Raw genomic sequence first — 24,764 nt, 5'->3', positions numbered from 1 at the left:
AAAAGATTGGAGAACAGAACACAATGGCAAAGCAAATTCCTTTTGAACTGGTGTTAGAGAAAGCCTACCAATACAAAGATGAAATGACGCGTTTCCTGCGGGACATGATTGCGATCCCGAGCGAAAGCTGTGATGAAAAACTGGTGGTGCTGTGTATTAAGCAAGAGATGGAGAAGGTGGGTTTCGACAGGGTGGAAATTGACCCGATGGGCAACATCCTCGGCTATATCGGCCATGGCCCACACCTGATTGCGATGGACGCGCACATTGATACCGTCGGTATTGGCAATATCAAAAACTGGAACTTTGACCCTTATCAGGGCATGGAAAACGACGAGATTATCGGCGGCCGTGGCGCATCGGATCAGGAAGGCGGTATGGCCTCGATGGTCTATGCGGGCAAAATTATCAAAGATCTGGGGTTGGAGGATCAATATACGCTGCTGGTGACCGGTACCGTGCAGGAAGAAGACTGCGATGGCCTGTGCTGGCAGTACATTATCGAACAGTCGAAGATTCGCCCGGAGTTTGTCATCAGTACCGAACCTACCGACTGCCAGATCTACCGTGGCCAGCGTGGCCGTATGGAGATCCGCATCGATGTGCAAGGCATCAGTTGCCACGGTTCGGCACCGGAGCGCGGGGATAACGCCATCTTCAAAATGGGGCCGATCCTCAACGAACTGCAGCAACTATCCGGCAAGTTGGGCAACGACGATTTCCTGGGCAAAGGCACGCTCACCGTTTCCGAGATTTTCTTCACCTCACCGAGCCGCTGCGCGGTGGCTGATAGCTGTGCGGTATCGATCGACCGCCGCCTGACCTGGGGCGAAACCTGGGAAGGGGCGCTGGACGAAATCCGCGCCTTGCCAGCGGTGCAGGCCGCCAAAGCGGTGGTGTCAATGTACGACTATGAACGCCCGTCTTACACTGGCCTGGTTTACCCGACCGAATGCTATTTCCCGACCTGGAAAGTGGAAGAAGATCACATCACGGTGAAAACTCTGAGCAAAGCCTATCAAGGGCTGTTCAAGAAAAAACCGGTGGTGGACAAGTGGACGTTCTCTACCAACGGCGTGTCGATTATGGGCCGTCATGGTATTCCGGTGGTTGGTTTTGGCCCCGGCAAAGAGCCCGAAGCCCATGCGCCGAATGAGAAAACCTGGAAAGATCATCTGGTGACCTGTGCCGCCATGTACGCCGCCGTGCCGTTGGCCTACTTGGAAGAGTTGGAAAAATAAGAAGCTAATCCTAACCCTTGGGGAGGGGCAGGGGGAACTCAGAGCACCGAGTCAATGCCCCTCACCCCGGCCCTCTCCCACAGGGAGAGGGGGCGCACGGTTCAGCATTATGGTGAGGGGTATGCCCAGCTAACCCGTGCGGTGAACCAGTCCCCTCTCCCTCGGGGAGAGGGTTAGGGTGAGGGGGAACCCAGAGCACCGAGCTAAAGCCTCTCTCCTGGTTTTTTCCTATTAGGAGAGGGACATGTTTTCTCACCTATTGCTGCGATTTTTTCAAGGGTGCCAACATGAAGCGGCTGATTAAGAACGGCATTCTGGTAGATAGCGACGGGCAGTACGCTCAGGATCTGCTGATCGAGAATGGGATCATTTGCCAGCGTGCAGCCAACATTGAGCCGGGGGACGACTGCGAGATGATTGATGCCTCCGGCTGCTACGTAATGCCCGGTGGCATCGATGTGCATACCCATTTCAATATCGATGTCGGCATCGCCCGCAGCTGCGATGACTTTTTCACCGGCACCCGCGCCGCCGCCTGCGGTGGCACCACCACCATTATCGACCATATGGGGTTCGGCCCGGCGGGCTGCAATCTTCACCATCAGCTTAATCTTTATCATCAATACGCGGCCGGTAATGCGGTGATTGATTACGGCTTTCATGGCGTGATCCAGCACATTAATGACGACATTCTCGAAGAAATGGCGGGCATGGTGCATGACGAAGGGATCAGCAGTTTCAAGCTCTACCTGACCTACCACTACAAAGTGAACGATGCCGACGTGCTACGCGCCTTATGGCAGCTGCGGCGGGTGGGTGCACTGACCACGGTGCATCCGGAGAACGACGCGGCCATTGCTTTTCGCCGTGCCGCGCTGGTGGCCGCCGGGAAAACGGCCCCGATTCACCATGCCTTAAGCCGACCGCTGGAATGTGAAGCCGAAGCGATTGGCCGGGTGATCAATCTGGCCCACCTGGCCGACAACGCACCGCTGTATATTGTCCATTTATCCAATGGGTTGGGGCTGGACTATTTACGCCTGGCGCGCAAACAGCAGCAACCGGTGTGGGTAGAAACCTGCCCGCAGTATCTGTTGCTTAATGAGCAGTGCTACCTGCGTGACGATGGCGCGAAATACATTCTTAGCCCGCCGCTGCGCAATCAGCAGGAGTTGGATCGCCTGTGGCTAGGGATCGTCGACGGCTCGATTGACACGGTGGCCACCGATCACTGTAGCTTCCCGTATCACCAGCGCCAGGCGCTGGCGGCGGGGGACTTTACCCGCTGCCCAAACGGCCTGCCGGGGGTAGAAAACCGCATGCTGCTGCTGTTTTCTCATGGCGTGATGAGCGGGCGTATCTCACCTTCACGCTTTGTCGCGCTCACCAGCGGCAATCCGGCTCGGTTGTTTGGCCTGTGGCCGCGCAAGGGCAATCTTAACCTTGGCGCAGATGCCGACGTGGTGATTATCGATCCGCGCCAATCCACGGTTATTAGCCATAACCGACTGCATGACAATGCCGATTATTCCCCTTATGAAGGTTTTCACTGCCAGGGCGCGCTGGTGCTGACGCTGTGCCGGGGTGAGATCGTGGCCCGCAACGGCGAATTTACCGGGCAACAGGGCTATGGGCAGTTCTTACGCCGCCGGCCTTTTGATGCAGTAACTGTAACTGATGTAATCCACTGACCGATTCCCTCTCCCTTGGGGAGAGGGCTAGGGTTAGGGGGAATCAAACATCGTGGCAAAAATGAGGATCAGAATGAAAAAGAAAATAGTACTGGCATTGGGGGGTAACGCTTTGGGTGAAGGCCTGGCGGAACAGATGCAGGCGGTAAAAACCACCGCGCGAGCGATTGTCGATTTAATTGAACACGGCCATCAGGTGGTAGTCACGCACGGCAATGGCCCGCAAGTAGGGATGATCAACCTGGCGTTTGAGGCGGCGGCAAAAACCGAGGCCCATACTCCAATGTTACCGATGTCGGTGTGTGTGGCACTGAGCCAAGGCTATATCGGCTACGATCTGCAAAACGCCCTGCGCGAAGAACTGCTCGATCGCCATATTGATAAGCCGGTAGCTACGCTGATTACTCAGGTGATCGTCGACGGTAACGATCCGGCGTTCAAGAACCCCACCAAGCCGATTGGTTCCTTCTTCAGTGAGGCCGAAGCCCGCTTGCTGAGGCAAAACGGTTACAACATGAAAGAGGATGCCGGGCGTGGCTATCGCCGCGTTGTGGCATCACCCCAGCCGGTAGATATCGTTGAGAAAGAGACGGTGCGCGCCATGATGGCTGCCGGGCAGGTGGTGATCACCGTCGGCGGCGGTGGCATCCCGGTGATACGTGAAGGCAATCACCTGAAAGGGGCCAGCGCGGTGATTGATAAAGACTGGGCTAGCGCCAAACTGGCAGAGATGATCGATGCCGATATGCTGATCATTCTCACCGCGGTGGAAAAGGTGGCGATTAATTTTGGCAAGCCGGAGCAGCAGTGGCTGGAGCAGTTGAGCGTGGCTGATGCTCAGCGCTTTATCGAGCAAGGGCACTTCGCCAAAGGCTCGATGCTGCCGAAGGTGGAAGCGGCGGTGGCGTTTGCCGAGTCCAAACCGGGGCGTCAGGCGTTAATTACCGTACTGAGTAAGGCGCAACTGGGTATTGAAGGGAGGACGGGGACGGTGATTAGCTTGTAGTGGCTATATTGTTTATATCTTAAGACGGGGGCGCGAGTATCTATTTCGGTCGCTAAACATGTTGTGTTCACTTGGCAACGTAGTGAGCGCGCCCGAGCAGGGGGCTCAAGAGCCAGCCCCCTGCACCCCGGCCCTTGCCATATCAGGCGGCCGCTGTGCGGCTACCCTCACTCCGCCACAGCGCATTACGGCCGGCTACGACAGGCGTATATATATGGACGCTCCCGATGATGCCAGTGTTTTTCTTGAATAAAGTGAACAGGTATTGCAGCCATATATCCGGTTTCTTTCTGGGCCTTTCTGTGGCCCGAACCATGATGAAATCCGCCAGGTGAGTGCCTACCATCCTTACGGGCTAAAATGCCCTGGCAGCTTACGGCCTGTCTCACCTGCGGTCTTACCTGTTTCGCCATCTTCTTGATTACACGTGCAACTACCGGACTGCGTTTTACCTTTGCTGACCTGGAACTGCCCTTTGAGCTTGTCTCAATGGGCGGCTCCAGGTCGATATTCTGTTCCCTTCACCAGCATTGACCACAGAATGCGCGCCGTTTTACTCGCCTGTGCCACCACCGCCACGTTGTAGTTTTTCTTTTGCAACAACGCGAACAACCACGGCATCCCTTCTTTGTGGCGTTCAATTACTGCCGCCACCGCGCGGGCACCGTGCACCAGCAAATACCGAAAGTAACCGTCACCCCGTTTGCTGATACTGCCCAATCGCTGTTTGCCACCGCTGGATTGTTCACGCGGTGTCAGGCCCAGCCAGGCAGCAAATTGCTTCGCGCTGTGAAATTGTTGCCCGTTACCTACTGACGCCACCAGATAGGTCGAGGTCATCAACCCGACACCCGGCACTTTCATCACCCGCTGACAAGCTGGCTGGGTCTGCGCCCACTGACTGAGCTCTTGCTCAATCAGGGTGACCTGGTCTTCGAGCGCCAGGATATGTTCAAACTGACGCGCCGCACTGCGGCGGACAAACGGGGACAACGCGATATCGCCATTCTCCAGTAGGTCAGGAACACCTTGGTGAAAAGCCTGTTGCCCGGTCGGCATCATCAGGCCAAACTCGGCCAGCATGGCTCGTAAGCTGTGCACACAGGCGATGCGTTCCCGGATGAGGATGTCACGCTCGGTGTGAAGAGTTAATACGGCCTGCTGCTCGGCGGTTTTCACTTGTACAAAGCGCATGCTGGGGCGGGTAACGGCTTCACAGATGGCTTCGGCATCGGCCGCATCGGTCTTGTTGGTTTTGACGTAAGGCTTGACGTACTGCGGCGGTATCAGTTTGACCTGATGACCGAACTGAGCCGACCCGTCCGGCAACGGGGGCGCAGCGAAGGAACCCGCGCAGCGGGCAGGGCATGTTAAGCGTAGGCGCGGGTGCAGGGCCCCGCCTTGGGCCCTGCAATTGCCGTTCACTGTTGTTTCATAGAATTACGCTCTATTTACGGCAATTCCCATTACACCGACCTTACATAGACAAACACTGATGTGACCTAATGAATTACCCCCGCCCCAGCTTCATGATCGCCTCCAGCACCGCACCGCCGATGGCCCGCGCTTTATCCGACACCGTCGTGTAATCCGCTTGTGCGCTGCGCGGATCGATATCGCCGATCTTACAGCCGGTTTTCACCTCCAGCCCGGCCTGCAACAGCCCACGCACCATGCCGGAAAGCGGTGCGATCACCTGCGTTTCACCGCAGTGGGCGATAATATCCCCTTCCTGCACCAAATCCCCCAGTGCCACGCAGCAGTGCATCACGCCGTCCGCAGGTGCGCGGATCACCCGGCGGGCGGTATGGCCGCCGATATTGCCGGGGATACCGGTATTTGGGTGGGTATAGCCGTGGTAAATCACCCGCCCCAACTCATGACCACGATTGGTTTCAATCACCGCGTCGCAATCCTGCCCGGCGTTGAAACCGGGGCCAAGGGCGACGGTAATCGGCGCCATATTGCGATGAGTACCGAGGTTTTGCTTGGCCAGAATCGCATCTACCAGAAAGCGCGGTTTGAGCTGCTCCAAGCACTGTGCATCGCCGTCGATCAGCAGCGGGATTTCGCCACGGTTGATCATCTCGAAAGCCTCGTCGACGTCTTTTGCCAGGCGGCCGGTCACCCCTTCAACGCAGGCTTGGCCGTCAAACATCGCCTGGGCAAAGGCCACCGTGCGGCGGATGGCGGTGGGCTGGGCAATATCCAGCATCATCACCTGAAAACCAGCATGATAAAGCCGCAGCGCCACGCCGGTGGCGATATCGCCTGCACCGCGGATCACCACCAGTTTGTCGCGCGCCAGCCGGATATCCTCTTTCATCAACCCGCCTGCCGACTGGTTTTTTATCTGCAACAGCTCTGCCAACACGCTGATGGCGATCTCTTCCGGCGTTTCTGCGCCGATGTTGTAGCCGATCGGGGCATGTAATCTGGCAAGATCGGCCTCGCTGATGCCGCGTTGCCGGAGCAAATGGGTAAAGGTCTGCACCTTGCGACGGCTGGCGAGCAGCCCCAGATAGCGCAGCGGCTGGCCGATCAACGCGTTTAATGCTTCACAGTCCTGATTGTTGGTGGCGACGATCACGAAGTTGCCGGGTTCGATATTCATCTTGTTGATGGCGGCAGGGAAGCTCTCGCCATGCACCAAGGTGGTGCCCGGCGGGAACAGGGCGGCATCAAGGCTGGCGGGGTAGATATCGGTAACGTGAATATCGAACCCCAAAGGTTTGGCGGCGCTGGCGATGGCGCGGTTGACGTGCCCGGCACCGATCAACACCAGGCGCGGGCGCAGGCCGTGAACGTCAATATAAACCGACATCGCACCGCCACAGTCGGAACCCACCGCGTCCTGGCCGTTGCGCGCCATGCGGCCATGAAACACTCTAGCTTTGCGTTCACTAATGGCAGAAATGGCCTGCTCAATCACCAAGCGTTCAATCATGCCGCCACCGATGGTGCCAATACAGTCGCCATCGGCCATCACCAACATTTGCCCGGAATGGCGCGGCGTAGAACCACGGCTTTCAATAATCTGGGCGAGTGCAAAGGGCCGGTTTTCTTCTTCTAGTCGTGCAGCTTCGGCGAAGATATTCATGCTGACCTCATCAGTAACTTCGAAAATATTAGGGCGTTAGGCGTCGTAAGCAGTGATGGATCGGCGGGTTCTGCTGCACTGCGCCAAACCAGATGGCGCTGAGCGCCGCATCCTGCTGCAACAGCGCAAGCCAGGCGGGATCGGGCTGATTATCAGAATGAGAAAACTGATTGATTAGCCAAATCCGTCGCGCATCGGCTGGCGTACCTTTGAACATCCCTTGCGGGTGGGCGATCAAGGTACGGAACGCACGGCAGCCGAGCGGTTCACCGGCAGCGATCCCGGTCAGCGCCGAGAATATCTCCCAGCGGTGAATCTGCTGCGGATCGGCAGGGCGATTAATCACCTGGCCCCCGGTTAACGCGATAACACAATCACTGCTGGAGGGAATGCAAGGTTCATGCCTTGCCGGGGCTTTTAGCGGCAGACCGTGCGAGCCGTCGGCCTCTGCCAAAATCACATCAAATTCCCCTTGCTGCTTCATCTCGTCGATCTGCTCGGCGCTAAAGCCTGCGATCTTGTTATTTTGCGGTTGGTAATGGCTGAAACTGGCGATAATCACCGGTTTAGCGCTGGCGAGAGGCTGCTTACCAATAAACAGCCGATGATAAGTGGCGGGTTCCGGGCGATACATCCTGGTGGTGGTGGTGAACAGCACCCGTTTACCCTGTTGATAGAACGCCCGCGCCAGCCACAATAGAGTGCTGGTTTTACCACCGGCGCCAATCAGGCTAATCAACAGTGGTTTGCCATTATCCAGACGTTGATATTCTTCACTGAATAATTCCCTGAAGGTTGGGTTCATAAATATCTCGAGTTAAAAAGAATGCTAATCGGTAATATGCCAAGCGGCTCTCACCCTAACCTTCTCTTACGGGGCGAAGGAACCGTCTGGGCTTATATCCATAAGCTGTATTAACTCCCTATCCCTTGGGGTAAAGGGATGCAGGCTAATCTTAAATGTCGCCATTAATTAATATGCCGTTTTTTATTTATGATTGATGGCTTAATCGCGCGAATTGTTTGATGTAATCGAGGTTTATTGATCATTCATACTTTATCGATTGCGCTCACGATTTTATCCGATAGTACATTTCAGCGTATCAAAGTGATATTGAGAGGTTCTTTTTTGATAATTAACCCTATAGGGTGAATCGCTGCCGTTGAGCATCAGTAGGCACTGATTTTTATTCTCACTTGCACCTGTGAGCTTCTTCACAAATAAAAATAACAATTAGAACTGCCTCACGAATTTTATCCGTGCGCAGCGGCGCGGTGAGATTTGGCCTGATTGTTGCTGCGTTATGCCTAACCGAGGTGGAAAACCGTAAGCCGGTTTTTGCCTAATCACCATTCAGGCATTTCGTCGCAAGGAGATAAGCTATGGGAGATATCATGCGTCCGGTTCCGTTCAAGGCGCTGCTAACCCGGATTTTCGAGGAATATCATGAGAATCGCTCCATCTTTGGTATTCCGGAACAGCAGTTTTATCGCAAACGTGACGATCGGCAGATTAACGTTTTCAATGAAAGCTGCGAAACTCCGCTCGGCCCGGCGGCTGGCCCGCATACGCAATTGGCGCAGAATATTATCGTCTCCTGGCTGACCGGCGGGCGGTTTATTGAATTAAAAACCGTACAAATTCTTGACCGCCTGGAGATTGAGAAACCCTGTATTGATGCGGAAGATGAATGCTTTAACACCGAATGGTCGACAGAGTTCACTCTGCTAAAGGCCTATGACGAATATTTAAAAGCCTGGTTTGCCTTACATCTGCTGGAAGCGATGTTTGATCCCCGTGCGAAAGGGGAAAGTAAATCCTTTATTTTTAATATGAGCGTGGGCTATAACCTCGACGGGATCAAACAACCGCCGATGCAGGCGTTTATCCATAATATGATCAATTCCGCGCAGCAGCCGAAATACGCCGAATATGCCAAAACCCTCAGGGAATGGGTTAGCAATGACGATTTTATTACCCAGTTCGATTTATCTGCCCAGCGCAGCGCATTAAGTCAATTACCGGGCGCAATTCCTGTGCAGTTAGTCAGCGGAATTACCCTTTCCACCATGCACGGTTGCCCACCAAATGAAATCGAAGCTATCTGCCGTTATATGCTGGAAGAGAAACATCTGAATACCTTTGTGAAATTAAACCCGACGCTGCTGGGTTATCAGCGCGTGCGGGCGATTCTGGATACCTGCGGTTTTGACTATGTTGGCCTGAAAGAGGAATCCTTCGAGCACGATCTCAAGCTGGATCAGGCGGTGGCCATGCTGCGCCGCCTGGTGGCGCTGGGTAAACAGCACAAGCTGGGCTTTGGGGTGAAATTGACCAACACCTTGGGAACCATCAACCACAAAGGCGCGCTGCCCGGCGAAGAAATGTACATGTCTGGCCGCGCGCTATTCCCGCTGTCTATCAACGTGGCGGCGGTATTATCACGCGAGTTTAACGGCGAACTGCCGATCTCCTATTCCGGCGGCGCCAGCAAATTTAATATCCGCGATATTTTTGAAACCGGCATTCGGCCGATCACCATGGCTACCGATCTGCTGAAGCCCGGCGGCTATTTACGCCAGACCGAATGCCTGCGTGAACTGGAACAGTCAGAATGCTGGCAGATGACGCGCATTGATGTCGCCAAGTTGGAAGCGCTGGCGGAAAAAGCCGTCAGCATGGAATACACCCAGAAACATTGGAAAGCGCAGGACAGCATCGACGCGGGCGGGCCGCTGCCGATGATCGACTGCTACGTGGCGCCTTGCGTTAGCGCCTGCGCCATCAAGCAGGATATCCCGGAATATATCCGCTTGCTGGGTGAGCAGCGTTATGCCGAGGCGCTGGAACTGATTTATCAGCGCAACGCTTTGCCAGCCATTACCGGCCATATTTGCGATCATCAATGCCAGTACAACTGCACCCGTATTGATTACGACAGCGCGCTGAACATCCGCGAACTGAAAAAAGTGGCGCTGGAGAAAGGCTGGGACGAGTACCAGCGCCGTTGGCACAAGCCTGCGGGCTCCGGCAGCAAACACCCGGTGGCGATTCTGGGCGCAGGCCCGGCGGGGCTTTCTGCCGGTTACTTCCTGGCGCGCGCGGGCTATCAGGTCACGCTGTTTGAGCGCGAGCCTAATGCTGGCGGCGTGGTGAAAAATATCATTCCGCAATTCCGTATTCCGGCCGAGGTGATTCAGCACGACATCGATTTTGTTGCCGCGCACGGCGTGAAGTTTGTCTATGGTTGCGATCCCGATCTGACGGTGGACAAGCTACAACAGCAGGGCTTCGACTACGTATTTATCGGTATCGGCACCGATAAAAACAGCGGCGTGAAGCTGGCAGGCAATAACCGCAACGTCTACAAATCCCTGCCGTTCCTGCGCGATTTCAACCAAGGCAAACCGCTGAGCCTGGGTAAACACGTGGCGGTGGTCGGGGCGGGCAATACGGCGATGGACTGCGCCCGTGCGGCGCTGAAAGTGCCGGGCGTGCAGGATGTCACGGTGCTCTATCGCCGCACGTTGAACGAAATGCCTGCTTACCGCGAAGAGTATCTGGAGGCGGTGGAAGATCGGGTGCAGTTTATGTTCCTCACCAACCCGGAACATTTCGATGCCAACGGCACCTTAACCGCCAGAGTGATGGAACTGGGCGAACCGGACGAGCGGGGCCGCCGTCGCCCGCTGGCTACCGAACAAACCCTTAGCTTGCAGATTGACGCGCTGATCACTGCGATTGGTGAACAGGCCGATGAAGACGTGCTGCGCAAGCTGGGCGTGCCGCTGGATGAGGCCGGTTACCCGCAGGTCAATATCGCGACCGGTGAAACCACCCGGCCTAACGTATTCCTGATTGGCGATGTGCAGCGTGGCCCGTCATCGATCGTCGCCGCCATCGGCAGTGCCCGCAGTGCGGCAGAAGCGGTGCTGGCGCGGGAAAATGTCAAAACCCATCACACGGATAAATACTGGTCGAATGTGGATCCGGCGGAAATCTATCGCCGCAAAGGGGCGATTGCGGTGGCGGTGGTGGATAAGGCGGAACGCGAAGCCTTTGTGGCGCAGGAGGCGCAGCGCTGCCTGGAATGTAACTACGTGTGCAGTAAATGTGTCGACGTCTGCCCGAACCGCGCCAACGTGTCGATTGCGATACCGGGCTTCCGCGATCGTTTCCAAACCCTGCATCTGGATGCTTACTGCAACGAATGCGGCAACTGCGCCCAGTTCTGCCCATGGCAGGGCAAACCCTACAAAGACAAGGTCACCATCTTTAACCTGCCGCAGGACTTTGCCAACAGCACCAACGCCGGTTTTCTGGTGAACGGTCAGCAGGTCAGCGTGCGGCTGGGGGACAACGTTTATCAACTGCAGTTGGGTGATAACGGCCAGATCAAGCAGGTGCCGTCGGAGCTGGAGGAGATGTGCCACATCATCAACCAGGTGTATGCCCATCATCATTATCTGCTTGGCAAGGTGGAGGTGTAATCATGCTGATCTTAACCAATGCCACCGCCGTACAGCTTGAACCCGCCAGCGTTCAGCACGGGATCGACATCGCCATTGAAGGGGCGTTGATCAAAGAGGTGGGCCACGGGCTGGCGGCAAAATATCCGCAGGCGGAAACCCGCAATATGCACGGCAAGTTGGTGATGCCGGGCATTGTTTGCGCCCATAACCATTTCTACTCCGGTCTGTCGCGCGGCATTATGGCCAACATCGCGCCGTGCCCGGATTTTATCTCCACGTTGAAAAACCTGTGGTGGCGTTTGGATCGCGCGCTGGATGAGGAGTCGCTGTATTACAGCGGTCTGATCTGCTCGCTGGAAGCGATCAAGAGCGGTTGTACCGCCGTGATCGACCACCACGCCTCACCGAATTTTATCGCCGGATCGCTGAAAACCCTGCGTGCGGGCTTTATCAAGGCTGGGCTGCGCGGCATGACCTGTTTTGAAACCACCGATCGCAACGGCGGTAATCGTGAATTGCAGGCCGGGGTTGAGGAGAATATCGCCTTTGCAAACCTGATCGACGCCGCCAAAGCCGCCGGTAAGGAACCCTATCTGGTGGAAGCGCATATCGGTGCCCACGCGCCGTTCACCGTGGCCGATGCTGGCTTGGAGATGCTGCGCGAAGCGGTGCAGAGCACTGGGCGCGGGCTGCATATTCACGCTGCCGAAGACCGCTATGATGTGTCACACAGCCATGACAAGTACGGCCAAGATCTGATGGCGCGGCTGGCGCAGTACGATCTGCTCGGCGCTAAAACGCTGGTGGCTCACGGCCTGTATCTTTCCGCTGCCGATATCGAGCTGATCAACCAGCACGATGCTTTCCTGGTGCACAACGCGCGCTCCAATATGAATAATCATGTTGGCTATAACCATCAACTGCCGCAGTACCGCAATCTGGCGCTCGGCACCGACGGCATTGGTTCCGACATGTTCGAAGAGCTGAAGTTTGCCTACTTCAAACACCGCGATGCCGGTGGAACCCTGTGGCCAGACAGCTTTGCCCGCTTCCTGGCGAACGGCAACCAACTGTTGGCGCGTAACTTTGGCGCACGGTTCGGCTGCCTGGCGGCAGGTTACAAAGCGGATCTCACCATCTGTGATTACCCGTCACCTACGCCGCTGGCGGCGCAGAATATCGGTGGTCACCTGGCTTTCGGTATGGGAGCTAGCAGCGTGAACAGCGTGATGGTGGAAGGCAATATGGTCTATCAGGACGGCAAATTCCCATTCGATGTTGAACCGCTTTACGCCGAGGCGCGCAAGGTTGCGGCCCAGCTATGGCAGCGTATGGATGCTTTGAACTAAGCAGGCTGCCACCCGCGAAGTTCGGGGTGGTTGACCTTGATGAGGGGGAAAAATGATTGAGCAATTTTATCGTCCGGAATCGGTGCAGCAGGCGCTGGAACTGAAACGCCAGTTTCTTGATGAGGCGGTGTACTTCGGCGGCGGCAGCAAGTTAAACGCCACGCCGACCAAAACCCATAGAAAGATCGCCATTGCGCTATCGCAACTGGGGCTGGATCAGGTCAGTTGGCAACAGGGTGAACTGCATATCGGGGCCACCATCAGCTTACAGAAGCTAATGGATGCGGCGTTGATCCCGCAGGCGCTGCGTGAGGCGCTGGGTTTTGCCTACTCCCGCCATATTCGCAATCAGGCTACGTTGGGCGGTGAAATCGCCGCCGCGCCTAAAGATTCGGTGTTGTTGCCGGTGCTGCTGGCGCTGAGCGCCAAAGTGGTGATTGGCTGCGGGAATACCCTCGAACTGGAGGATTATCTGGCGGGTTACCACCAGGAGTTATTGCTGAAGCTGGTGCTGCCGGATCCTTACCGCTGCTGCGCCACGCGCAAGGTTGCGCGTTCGGCGGCCGGGCTGGCGGTGCTGACCGCCGCCGTTTCCTGCGATGCACAATCAAAGGTACGCATCGCCCTGAGCGGGGTGGTGGCGCGGCCAAGCCGCCTGCGCGACGCCGAGCAAATCGGCCTGAGCGGCGCGGCGCTGGAGAAGGTGGTGGCCGAAGCGGTGGCTCCGAAAGACGATCTCTGCGGCAGCGTGGCCTATAAACGCTATATCAGCGGGGTAGTAGTGGCCGATCTGCTCGCCAGTTGCCAGGCGTCAGGAGGGGAACAATGATGAACATTCGTTTTACGCTCAATGACAGCGCGCAAGAGATACAGTGCCAACCCGGCGAAAACGTGCAGCAACTGCTGTTTAAGCTGGGGATGCACTCGGTCCGCGACAGCGATGACGGATTCGGCTTTGCCGGTTCGGATGCGATTCTGTTTAACGGCGTGGTGGTTAACGCCTCGTTGCTGATTGCCGCCCAGCTTGACGGCGCAGTGATCACCACCGCAGAAGCGCTTGGCAGCTGGAACCAGCTTAGCCTGCTGCAACAGGCGATGGTGGACGTGGGGATTGTGCAGTCCGGCTATAACGACCCGGCGGCGGCGCTGATCCTGACGGATTTATTGGAGCGCATTGCAGCGCCAACGCGGGCGCAGATCGACGATGCGCTATCGGGGCTGTTCAGCCGCGATGCCGGTTATCAGCAGTTTTATCAGGTGGTGGCATTGGCGGTAGCGCGCCGCAGCGACCCTGAGTTCCAGGCTCCGGCGGCCCCCGAGTTTCGCAGCGATCTTAACGTGGTTGGCAAGCTGTGCCCGAAAGTGGACGCGGCGAAAATGGTGCAGGCCAAGCCTTGCTATGTTGAAGATCGCGTGGCGCGTAACGCCTGCATCATCAAGATGTTGCGCAGCCCGCACCCTCATGCGCTGATTACCCGCCTGGACGTCAGCCAAGCCGAAGCGCTGCCGGGGGTGGTGCATGTGATCACCCATCTCAACTGCCCAGATATTTACTACACCCCCGGCGGGCAGAGCGCGCCGGAGCCTTCGCCGCTGGATCGCCGGATGTTTGGCCAGAAACTGCGCCACGTGGGCGACCGGGTAGCGGCGGTGGTAGCCGAAAGCGAAGCGATCGCGCAGGCCGCGCTGGCGTTGATTGAGGTCGAATACCAGGTGTTGCAGCCGGTGATGTCGATTGATGAAGCGATGGCGGAAGGTGCCCCGCTGGTGCACGACGAGCCGATTGTCTACGTCAACGGTACACCCGCCGATTTGGCCGAGCAGAATCGGGGTTCTGCGCAGCGTGCCGGTGAGTACCTGACGATTAACTTCCCGATTGGTGCCAAGCCGCACAGCAATATCGCTGCCGCAGTCCATGGGCACATCGGCAATGTGGATCAGGGTTTTGCCGAGGCGGATGTGGTGCTGGAGCGCACTTATGAATCCAAGCAGGTGCAGCAGTGCCCGGCGGAAAAACACGTTTGCTACACCTATATGGATGGCGATCGGCTGGTGATCCACGCCTCAACCCAGGTGCCATGGCACCTGCGCCGCCAGGTAGCGCGCATTGTCGGGCTGAAGCAGCACAAAGTGCATGTGATCAAAGAGCGGGTGGGCGGCGGTTTTGGCTCCAAGCAGGACATCCTGCTGGAAGAGGTCTGCGCCTGGGCCACCTGCGTCACCGGCCGCGCGGTCTATTTCCATTACACCCGCGAAGAGGAGTTTATCAGCAATACCTCGCGCCACGTGGCGAAAGTGAAGGTGAAGATCGGCGCGAAAAAAGATGGCCGCCTGACGGCGATCGACATGAATTTCCTCGCCAACACCGGCCCTTACGGCAACCACGCGCTGACGGTGCCCAGCAACGGCCCGGCGCTGTCGCTGCCGCTCTATCCGTGCGACAACGTCAACTTCCAGGTGACTACCTATTACAGCAACATCTGCCCGAACGGTGCTTATCAGGGGTACGGCGCGCCAAAAGGCAACTTTGCCCTGACCATGGTTTTGGCCGAGTTGGCCGAAAAACTGGGGCGTGACCCGCTGGAGATTATTGAGCTTAACCGGGTGGTAGAAGGGCAGGAACTGAAGATCCTTGGGGCGATCGGCGAAGGTAAAATGCCGACCTCGGTGCCCAGCGCCGCCAGCTGCGCGCTGGAGCCGATCTTGCGCAAAGGGCGTGAACTGATCCGCTGGAATTCACCGAAGGCGAAAAACGGCGACTGGCAGATTGGCCGCGGCGTCGCGATTATCATGCAGAAATCCGGCATCCCGGATATCGATCAGGCTAACTGCATGATTAAGCTCGAATCGGACGGCACCTTTATCGTCCACTCCGGCGGTGCAGATATCGGCACCGGGCTGGATACGGTGGTTGGCAAGCTGGCGGCCGAAGTGCTGTGTTGCCCGTTTGCCGATGTGCACGTGATCTCGGGCGATACCGATCACGCCCTGTTTGATAAAGGTGCTTATGCCTCGTCCGGTACCTGCTTCTCTGGCAACGCGGCGAAAAACGCGGCGGAGAATCTCCGGGCAAAAATCCTGTTCCACGGCGCGCAGATGTTGGGTGAGCCGGAAGCTGATGTGGCACTGGCGGCACCCGGCGTGGTGCGTGGCAAACAGGGTGAAGTGTCATTCGCGCAAATCGCCCATAAAGCAGAGACCGGCACCGGTTTTGGCACCCTGGTGGCTACCGCAAGCTATATCTCTTCTGATTTTGCCTTCCCGTTCGGTGCCAACTTCGCCGAAGTGGCGGTCAATACGCGCACCGGCGAGATCCGGCTGGATAAGTTCTACGCCTTGCTGGACTGCGGCACGCCGGTGAACCCGGAACTGGCGCTGGGGCAGATTTATGGGGCCTCGCTGCGCGCTATCGGCCACAGCATGTCGGAAGAGATTATCTACGATCGTCAGGGAGTACCGATCACCCGTGACCTGCAAAGCTACGGCGCGCCGAAGATTGGCGATATCCCGCTCGACTTCCAGGCCTTTCTGGTGCCGAGCGACGATCAGGTAGGGCCATACGGTGCCAAATCGATCTCTGAAATCGGCGTTAACGGCGCGGCTCCGGCCATCGCCATGGCGATTCATGATGCCTGCGGCGTTTGGCTGCGTGAATGGCATTTCACACCGGAGAAAGTTCTGAGGGGGTTAAATAAATTGTCAGCGTGAGCCTAGATGCCCGTCGTGTAATCAACAATGCGACGGGCAAAGCGATTCAATACTGTTATTGCCGCCATAAAGACAATGAGCGAAGTAAAAATGCTCAGGCGGGCCCAATGCCGGTCACTTAAGCAGAAACGTGCATGCTCATTTAGCACAACGCTAACAGTGGCGGCCCTCTCCCTGTGGGAGAGGGCCGGGGTGAGGGGCTTGTCGTGCGGAGATCTTCCCCTAACCCTCTCCCCAAGGAGAGGGAATTGGTTAGTCTTAACTGACCGGTATTACTCAGGTTAGCCGGCGGATTTAACATGGCGAAAGTGCAGGGCGTGGAGCAGTTAACGCGTGTTTATTGAATCAGATGATCAAATTTACTGGAAGGGAGTAAAGAGATGTCTGATATACCTACCGCAAGCAGCGATCTTATTTATCACGTTGATGATAAGCCGCCGTTTAACCAAAGTGTTATTAGTGCGATTACCCATTTGCTGGCTATTTTTGTACCGATGGTGGCTCCGGCATTAATTGTTGGCACCGCGCTGGCATTGCCGCCAGACGTCACTGCCTATCTGGTTTCAATGGCGATGATTGCTTCGGGTATTGGTACCTGGTTACAGGTGAACCGCTACGGCCGCATTGGATCCGGTTTATTGTCGATCCAATCGGTTAACTTCTCTTTTGTCACGGTAATGATTGCCCTGGGCAGCACCATGAAAGCCGACGGCCTGCATGTGGAAGCAATGCTTTCCACCTTGCTCGGCGTCTCTTTTGTCGGGGCTTTTCTGGTAGTGGGCTCCTCGTTTATTTTGCCTTATCTGAAGCGGGTGATTACGCCAACGGTCAGCGGCATTGTGGTGCTGATGATTGGCCTGAGCTTGATCAAGGTCGGGATTATCGACTTCGGCGGCGGTTTTTCCGCCAAAAGCAGCGGCACCTTTGGCAATTATGAAAGCATCGGCGTTGGCCTGCTGGTGTTGCTGGTGGTGATCGCCTTTAACTGCTGCCAAAACGCACTGCTGCGCATGGGCGGTATCGCCATTGGTATCATCGTCGGCTATGTGGTGGCGCTGTGTTTGGGCATGGTCGATTTTACCGTGATGCAGAACCTGCCGCTGATCACCGTTCCGGTGCCGTTCAAATATGGCTTCTCGTTTGATCTGCACGCCTTTCTGGTGGCAGGAACTATCTATTTACTGAGCGTGCTGGAAGCGGTGGGGGATATTACCGCCACGGCAATGGTGTCCAACCGGCCCATTAAAGGGGAAGAATATACCTCGCGCCTGAGCGGTGGCGTGCTGGCCGATGGTTTGGTATCGGTGATTGCCACCATGCTCGGCTCATTACCGCTGACCACCTTTGCCCAGAATAACGGCGTGATTCAAATGACCGGCGTGGCTTCGCGCCACGTTGGCAAATTTATCGCGGTGATTCTGGTTATTCTGGGGTTATTCCCGGTGATTGGCCGCTTCTTTACCACTATTCCGGCCCCGGTCTTGGGCGGCGCGATGACGCTGATGTTTTCCATGATCGCAATCGCCGGGATCCGCATCATTATTTCCAACGGATTAAACCGCCGAGAAACCATTATTGTCGCCACCTCTTTGGGATTGGGCCTGGGTGTTTCTTACGATCCGGAAGTCTTCCGCGTACTACCCGCCTCAATTTACGTTCTGGTGGAAAACCCGATTTGTGCCGGTGGGCTGACGGCTATTTTCCTGAACTTGCTGATACCGCTGAATAATAACGAAAGCCGCCGCGTAGGGAACGCCGAATTAGACGTTACCGTTGCGGAAAAGAATACGGATTAACGTCACCCGTTTATAAGGAATGTTGGTATGGAGTGTGAACCCTCAATCAAGGCCGTGCGCGGCAGCTTTCTGGATATTACCCGCACCGTGCAGTGCCCTGAAGAAATAGAAGGCCATCTGCGTTTTATCAAAGACGGTTTGTTGTTAATCCGTAATGGCCATGTGGACTGGTTTGGCACCTGGGCAGACGGGCATCACCGGATCCCGGCCAGCATCCGGGTGCGTGATTACAGTGGCAAAATGATCGTGCCGGGATTTGTCGACACCCATATTCATTATCCGCAATGTGAAATGGTGGGAGCCTATGGCGAGCAACTGCTGGACTGGCTGAACAAGCACACGTTCCCGGCAGAAAAACGCTACAACGACCTGGAATATGCCCGTGAAATGTCGGCCTTTTTCATCAAACAACTGCTGCGCAATGGCACCACCACCGCGCTGGTTTTTGGCACCGTGCATCCCGAATCGGTAGAGGCGCTGTTTGAGGCGGCGCATCACATCAATATGCGGTTGATCGCGGGCAAGGTGATGATGGATCGCAACGCGCCGGACTATCTGCTGGACACCGCTGAAAGCAGTTATACCCAGAGCAAGGCGCTGATTGAGCGTTGGCACCGCAATGGCCGCCTGCTGTATGCCATCACTCCGCGCTTTGCGCCGACCTCGACGCCAGAACAGCTGGCGGTGGCCCAGCGCCTGCGCCGGGAGTACCCGGATACTTACCTGCACACCCATTTATCGGAAAATAAAGAGGAAATCGCCTGGGTAAAAGCCTTGTACCCGGAGCGTAAAAGCTATCTGGATGTTTACCATCACTACGGTTTGACCGGCAAAAACAGCGTGTTTGCCCACTGCATTCACCTGGAAGATGCTGAATGGGATTGCCTGCGCGATACCCATTCTTCCATCGCGTTTTGCCCGACCTCCAACCTGTACCTCGGCAGCGGTTTGTTCAATCTGCAAAACGCCTGGCGCAAGAAAATCAAGGTTGGGATGGGTACCGATATCGGCGCGGGAACCACCTTCAATATGCTGCAAACGCTGAACGAAGCCTACAAGGTGATGCAGTTGCAGAGCTATCGGCTGTCGGCCTATGAGGCGTTTTATCTGGCTACGCTGGGCGGTGCCGATGCGCTCGGGCTGGCAGAGACCATTGGTAATTTTAACGTCGGTAAAGAGGCCGATTTCGTGGTGCTGGAGCCGACGGCCACGCCGCTGCAACAGCTGCGCTACGACAATTCAACAACCTTGATCGATAAGCTATTTGTCATGATGACGCTAGGGGATGACCGGTCGATTTATCGTACCTATGTGGACGGCCGGTTGGTATATGAACGCACTTAAAGAAGCGTAGCTGATAACGAATGCAGACCTTCAGAGGGCATAGCAATGTCTAATCATTTTTCGCAGGTGACGTCAGAGAAAGCAACCCGTTCAATAGATACCTATTTTAACATTACCGCGCGGGGCAGCAGTATACGGCAGGAGGTGCTGGCAGGGCTGACCACCTTTCTGGCGATGGTCTATTCGGTGATTGTGGTGCCCGGCATGTTGGGCAAGGCCGGTTTCCCGCCTGCGGCGGTGTTTGTGGCCACCTGCCTGGTGGCCGGTGTCGGCTCATTGGTGATGGGGCTGTGGGCCAACCTGCCGATGGCGATCGGCTGTGCCATTTCTTTGACGGCGTTTACCGCTTTCAGCCTGGTGCTGGGCCAGCATATCAGCGTTCCGGTAGCGTTGGGGGCGATCTTCCTGATGGGGCTGCTGTTTACCGCCATTTCGGTGACCGGCGTGCGTTCGTGGATTTTGCGTAACCTGCCGATGGGCATCGCCCATGGCACCGGGATAGGCATCGGTCTGTTCCTGCTGCTGATTGCCGCCAACGGTGTCGGTATGGTGATCAAGAACCCGCTGGACGGTTTGCCCGTGGCGCTGGGGTCATTTGCTTCTTTCCCGGTGATGATGTCGCTGCTTGGGCTGGCGGTGATCCTCGGGCTGGAGAAGCTGCGCGTGCCGGGTGGGATTTTATTGGTGATCGTCGGTATTTCCGTGGTCGGGCTGATGTTTGATCCGAATGTGAAATATCAGGGATTGTTCGCGTTGCCGAGCCTGAGCGGGCCGGACGGCCAGTCGCTGATCTTCAGCCTGGATATCAAAGGTGCGCTGAACCCGTTGGTGTTGCCGAGCGTGCTGGCGTTGGTGATGACGGCGGTGTTTGATGCCACCGGCACCATCCGCGCGGTGGCCGGGCAGGCCAATCTATTGGACGAAGATGGGCAGATCATCAACGGAGGCCGGGCGTTAACCGCCGACTCGATGAGCAGCATGTTTTCCGCGCTGGTCGGTGCCTCACCGGCGGCGGTTTACATTGAATCCGCTGCCGGAACGGCGGCCGGGGGGAAAACCGGCGTCACCGCGGCGGTGGTGGGGGTGTTGTTTCTGCTGATGCTGTTCCTGTCACCGCTATCTTACCTGGTGCCTGGCTACGCCACTGCGCCAGCGCTGATGTACGTTGGCCTGCTGATGTTGAGCAACGTTGCCAAGCTGGATTTCGACGACTTTGTGGATGCGATGTCCGGTTTGGTATGCGCGGTGTTCATCGTGCTGACCTGTAATATTGTAACCGGCATTATGCTGGGCTTCAGCACGCTGGTGATTGGCCGCGTCTGCTCGAATGAGTGGCGTAAGCTGAATATCGGTACGGTGATTATCGCGGTGGCACTGGTGGCGTTTTATGCCGGGGGATGGGCGATTTAACCACTGAAGCCAGCAATTTTCTCTCTTTTCGCTAAAATACGGTCTCTTGCTCAGCTTTGTTGATCAAGAGACTTTGCGAGCCAGTATCAGAATCTTGGCGGTCATAATGTGAATATGTAACAGCCTGTCGTAAATTCAGGGCATGTTAAGTCCAGGATGGCCGACATGAAAAAAACCACCACCCCCTCTCTGCATGATGCGGTATTCAAACAGTTCCTTACCCACCCAGACACCGCCCGCGACTTTCTGGAATTGCATTTACCGCCCGCGCTGCGGCGATGTTGTGATCTCAGCACGTTAAAGCTAGAGTCCGGCAGTTTTATCGAGCGCGATCTTCGAGCCTATTACTCAGACGTTCTCTACTCGCTGAAAACAGGAGAAGGGGATGGCTATGTTTACGCGTTGATCGAGCATCAAAGTTCTCCCGACAGGCATATGGCATTCCGTTTGCTGCGTTATGCCATTGCGGCGATGCAGCGCCATCTGGCGGCCGGTCACGACCAACTCCCCCTGGTTATTCCGATCCTGTTTTACCATGGGCGAGTCACGCCTTATCCTTATTCCATGAGTTGGCTGGAGGCATTCAGTGAACCCGAGTTGGCCAGGCAGCTTTATGCTGGCCATTTTCCGCTGGTTGACGTTACCGTCATTCCAGATGATGACATCATGCAACACCGCCGCATGGCCATTTTGGAACTGCTACAAAAGCATGTACATCAACGTGATCTGGGCGAACTGCTGGAACAACTGGTCAGATTGTTGTTGGCCGGATACACTACCGACGATCAACTGGCATCGCTGATGAATTATGTGCTGCAAGTGGGTGACACGGCCGTACCGGGAGCCTTTATCCGTGAATTGGCAAAACGTGCACCACAGCATGAGGAGGTATTAATGACCATTGCACAAAAACTCGAACAACAAGGCATTGAGAAAGGTCGTATAGAGGGTCGGCAGGAGGGGGAGCGTGAAGCTACCTTGAAAATCGCCCGCTCCATGCTGGCTAGCGGTCTTGATCGCACTCTGGTGACGGAACTGACCGGCCTTTCCGCAGAAGATTTGGCGAAAATCCACCATTAATCCTAGCGGCAGCGTCAGCGGTATGAAACCGCGCAGACGCTGCCGATGAGTTCAGTCAACAAATCAGCCAGGCGTTTCCTTATCCAGTCACTGCGCTTGTTGCATTACTGCTCAAGAGACTTTGCGAGCCAATACCAGAATCTTGGTGGTCATAATAGGAACATATAACAGCCTGTCGTAAATTCAGGGCATGTTAAGTCCAGGATGGCCGACATGAGAAAAACCACCACCCCCTCTCTGCATGATGCGGTATTCAAACAGTTCCTTACCCACCCAGACACCGCCCGCGACTTTCTGGAATTGCATTTACCGCCCGCGCTGCGGCGATGTTGTGATCTCAGCACGTTAAAGCTAGAGTCCGGCAGTTTTATCGAGCGCGATCTTCGAGCCTATTACTCTGACGTTCTCTACTCGCTGAAAACAGGAGAAGGGGATGGCTATGTTTACGCGTTGATCGAGCATCAAAGCTCTCCCGACAGGCATATGGCATTCCGTTTGCTGCGTTATGCCATTGCGGCGATGCAGCGCCATCTGGCAGCCGGTCACGACCAACTCCCCCTGGTTATTCCGATCCTGTTTTACCATGGGCGGGTCACGCCTTATCCTTATTCCATGAGTTGGCTGGAGGCATTCAGTGAACCCGAGTTGGCCAGGCAGCTTTATGCTGGCCATTTTCCGCTGGTTGACGTTACCGTCATTCCAGATGATGACATCATGCAACACCGCCGCATGGCCATTTTGGAACTGCTACAAAAGCATGTACATCAACGTGACCTGGGCGAACTGCTGGAACAACTGGTCACATTGTTGTTGGCCGGATACACTACCGACGATCAACTGGCATCGCTGATGAATTATGTGCTGCAAGTGGGTGACACGGCCATACCGGGAGCCTTTATCCGTGAATTGGCAAAACGTGCACCACAGCATGAGGAGGTATTAATGACCATTGCACAGAAACTCGAACAACAAGGCATTGAGAAAGGTCGTATTGAAGGCCGTATAGAGGGTCGGCAGGAGGGGGAGCGTGAAGCTACCTTGAAAATCGCCCGCTCCATGCTGGCTAGCGGTCTTGATCGCACTCTGGTGACGGAACTGACCGGCCTTTCCGCAGAAGATTTGGCGAAAATCCACCATTAATCCTAGCGGCAGTGTCAGCGGTATGAAACCGCGCAGACGCTGCCGATGAGTTCAGTCAACAAATCAGTCAGGCGTTTCCTCATCCAGTAACTGCGCCTGCTGAACCGCTTTCACGATCGCGGTGTAGCCGGTGCAGCGGCATAAATTCCCGGCTAGACCGCGGCGGATCTCCTGCTCGGTAAGGCGTTTGCCGCGAAAGCGTTCCACCATCGAAGTGCTCGCCATCACCAATCCCGGCGTACAAAACCCACATTGCACTGCCCCAGTATTCACATATGCCTGCTGCACGGCGGATAGTTCGCCATTTTTCACTTCACCTTCAGTCGTTCGAATCGTTTTGCCGTCGGCCCAAACCGCCAGATAAATACAGGTATCGGTGGCGATATCATCGATCAGCACCGTGCAGGCTCCGCACTCACCAACGCTGCACCCTTGCTTGACGCTGTTGAGCCCCTGTTGGCGCAGTAACTCCATCAGCGACCAGCGGGGATCCACCGTGAACTGATACCGGCGGCCATTGATCGTGCAGTTGATCACCATGATAACTCTCCTTCTGCGCGTTGGGCCGCCTGGGCCAGAACGCGTTCTGCCAGCGTATGTATGACTTGCATGCGGAACTCTTTGCTGGCGCGCCATGACGAGCGCGGCAGCACGTCGCGCATCACGGCCTCACGCACGGCGGCGAGGGTTTGCGGATTGACAGGGCGGCCGAGCGCGGCGGCTTCGGCATGGGGCGCACGGATCGGCGTCGGGGCCGCAACGCCAAAGGCGATCTTCACCGCGCTGAAGTGACCATTTTCGACTTTGCAGGCAGCAGCGCAACCGATGGTGGCGATATCCATCGCATCGCGCATGGCGTATTTGTAGTAGCTGGCACCATAGTGTTGGTAATGCAGCGGCTGGAACAGAAACGCCACCACCACTTCACTGTGCTCCAGCGCCACCTTGCCGGGGCCGGTATGGAACCCGAGTAACGGGGTGCGGCGCAACCCAGTAACGGTAGCGATCTCCAACTCGGCCTCCATCACTATGCAAGGTGAAGCCGAGTCTGCACTGGTAGCTCCGTTGCAGATATTGCCACCCAGCGTGGCGCGGTTGCGCACCTGCGGCCCGGCGATGGTAGCGGCGGCTTCGGCCAGCACGGGCACGTAACGCTGAACTAATGGGGAGTCGATAATCTGGCTGAAGGTAGTACCGCTGCCGACGCGCAGCGTGCCATCTGGCAGCAGGTTGATGCCGTTCAATTCTGCCAAATCATGAATATCCACCAGGTGGCGATATTTGTCGTTCATATGATGCAGTTGGATTAACACATCGGTACCGCCAGCAATCAGCTTGGCCTGGGGATCGGCCGCCAATTGCCGCACGGCATCGCCTATGCTGGCTGCCCGATAATAGTGCGCGATATCGTACATGCTGTTCTCCT

General features: G+C 56.2%; 16 protein-coding genes and 1 pseudogene. 12 read left to right on the top strand and 5 right to left on the bottom strand.

The window, feature by feature from the left end; translation table 11 throughout:
- The first annotated feature begins 23 nt into the window (after nt 1–23).
- The 3 genes from ACX1CU_RS14380 (at nt 24) to arcC (ending at nt 3,938) form a co-directional block, all read left to right on the top strand.
- On the top strand, nt 24–1,241 hold the full coding sequence (locus tag ACX1CU_RS14380; protein WP_459398974.1) for a YgeY family selenium metabolism-linked hydrolase: 1,218 nt from the start codon (nt 24–26) through the stop codon (nt 1,239–1,241).
- Nucleotides 1,242–1,528: 287 nt separating this feature from the next.
- Complete coding sequence (hydA, locus tag ACX1CU_RS14375; protein ID WP_459398973.1) at nt 1,529–2,932, top strand: dihydropyrimidinase; 1,404 nt, start codon at nt 1,529–1,531, stop codon at nt 2,930–2,932.
- A 73-nt stretch (nt 2,933–3,005) separates the two neighbouring features.
- Nucleotides 3,006–3,938 (top strand): carbamate kinase, encoded by a 933-nt coding sequence (gene arcC, locus ACX1CU_RS14370; protein WP_459398972.1) that lies wholly within the window; start codon nt 3,006–3,008, stop codon nt 3,936–3,938.
- Between the two features lie 486 nt (nt 3,939–4,424).
- Here arcC and ACX1CU_RS14365 read toward each other — a convergent pair.
- From ACX1CU_RS14365 to yqeC, 3 genes and pseudogenes are all read right to left on the bottom strand, one after another.
- A pseudogene (locus ACX1CU_RS14365) lies at nt 4,425–5,249 on the bottom strand (IS110 family RNA-guided transposase); the annotation flags it as partial.
- Between the two features lie 199 nt (nt 5,250–5,448).
- The gene (gene yqeB, locus ACX1CU_RS14360) at nt 5,449–7,038 is read right to left on the bottom strand and encodes a selenium-dependent molybdenum cofactor biosynthesis protein YqeB (RefSeq protein WP_459398971.1); all 1,590 of its coding nucleotides are present in this window, start codon (nt 7,036–7,038) and stop codon (nt 5,449–5,451) included.
- Nucleotides 7,039–7,066: 28 nt separating this feature from the next.
- A complete protein-coding gene (yqeC, locus tag ACX1CU_RS14355; RefSeq protein ID WP_459398970.1) occupies nt 7,067–7,843 on the bottom strand; it encodes a selenium cofactor biosynthesis protein YqeC in 777 nt (258 codons plus the stop codon).
- A 578-nt stretch (nt 7,844–8,421) separates the two neighbouring features.
- On the opposite strand from yqeC, the gene ygfK reads away from it, so the two are divergent.
- The 9 genes from ygfK to ACX1CU_RS14310 all read left to right on the top strand — a co-directional run bounded on the left by ygfK (nt 8,422) and on the right by ACX1CU_RS14310 (nt 23,338).
- Nucleotides 8,422–11,529: a putative selenate reductase subunit YgfK gene (ygfK, locus tag ACX1CU_RS14350; RefSeq protein WP_459398969.1), complete on the top strand. Its 3,108-nt coding sequence runs from the start codon at nt 8,422–8,424 to the stop codon at nt 11,527–11,529.
- A gap of 2 nt (nt 11,530–11,531) precedes the next feature.
- Nucleotides 11,532–12,860, top strand: a complete 1,329-nt coding sequence (gene ssnA, locus ACX1CU_RS14345) for a putative aminohydrolase SsnA (RefSeq protein ID WP_459398968.1) — start codon at nt 11,532–11,534, stop codon at nt 12,858–12,860.
- A gap of 52 nt (nt 12,861–12,912) precedes the next feature.
- The gene (gene ygfM / locus ACX1CU_RS14340; RefSeq protein ID WP_459398967.1) at nt 12,913–13,689 is read left to right on the top strand and encodes a molybdopterin-dependent oxidoreductase FAD-binding subunit; all 777 of its coding nucleotides are present in this window, start codon (nt 12,913–12,915) and stop codon (nt 13,687–13,689) included.
- Nucleotides 13,689–16,568, top strand: a complete 2,880-nt coding sequence (locus tag ACX1CU_RS14335; RefSeq protein ID WP_459402815.1) for a molybdopterin-dependent oxidoreductase Mo/Fe-S-binding subunit — start codon at nt 13,689–13,691, stop codon at nt 16,566–16,568. Before ygfM ends, ACX1CU_RS14335 begins: the two co-directional genes overlap by 1 nt.
- A 380-nt stretch (nt 16,569–16,948) precedes the next feature.
- The gene (locus ACX1CU_RS14330; RefSeq protein WP_459398966.1) at nt 16,949–18,364 is read left to right on the top strand and encodes a nucleobase:cation symporter-2 family protein; all 1,416 of its coding nucleotides are present in this window, start codon (nt 16,949–16,951) and stop codon (nt 18,362–18,364) included.
- Between the two features lie 27 nt (nt 18,365–18,391).
- The gene (gene guaD, locus ACX1CU_RS14325) at nt 18,392–19,708 is read left to right on the top strand and encodes a guanine deaminase (protein WP_459398965.1); all 1,317 of its coding nucleotides are present in this window, start codon (nt 18,392–18,394) and stop codon (nt 19,706–19,708) included.
- Between the two features lie 45 nt (nt 19,709–19,753).
- Nucleotides 19,754–21,118, top strand: a complete 1,365-nt coding sequence (locus ACX1CU_RS14320; RefSeq protein ID WP_459398964.1) for an NCS2 family permease — start codon at nt 19,754–19,756, stop codon at nt 21,116–21,118.
- Nucleotides 21,119–21,283: 165 nt separating this feature from the next.
- Entirely contained in the window at nt 21,284–22,198 is a 915-nt protein-coding gene (locus ACX1CU_RS14315; RefSeq protein ID WP_459398963.1) for an Rpn family recombination-promoting nuclease/putative transposase, read from the top strand.
- 213 nt (nt 22,199–22,411) lie between these two features.
- Nucleotides 22,412–23,338: an Rpn family recombination-promoting nuclease/putative transposase gene (locus ACX1CU_RS14310; RefSeq protein WP_459398962.1), complete on the top strand. Its 927-nt coding sequence runs from the start codon at nt 22,412–22,414 to the stop codon at nt 23,336–23,338.
- A 63-nt stretch (nt 23,339–23,401) separates the two neighbouring features.
- On the opposite strand, the gene xdhC is transcribed toward ACX1CU_RS14310, so the two are convergent.
- Both xdhC and xdhB read right to left on the bottom strand, forming a co-directional pair.
- Nucleotides 23,402–23,878, bottom strand: a complete 477-nt coding sequence (xdhC, locus tag ACX1CU_RS14305) for a xanthine dehydrogenase iron sulfur-binding subunit XdhC (RefSeq protein ID WP_459398961.1) — start codon at nt 23,876–23,878, stop codon at nt 23,402–23,404.
- Nucleotides 23,872–24,753: a xanthine dehydrogenase FAD-binding subunit XdhB gene (xdhB, locus tag ACX1CU_RS14300; RefSeq protein ID WP_459398960.1), complete on the bottom strand. Its 882-nt coding sequence runs from the start codon at nt 24,751–24,753 to the stop codon at nt 23,872–23,874. The genes xdhC and xdhB overlap by 7 nt, the downstream gene beginning before the upstream one ends.
- Nucleotides 24,754–24,764 lie beyond the last annotated feature (11 nt).

Source organism: Serratia sp. D1N4, assembly GCF_054552755.1.
The sequence above is the reverse complement of the archived record's forward strand: the minus strand, read 5'-3'. Positions and strand labels throughout refer to the sequence as shown.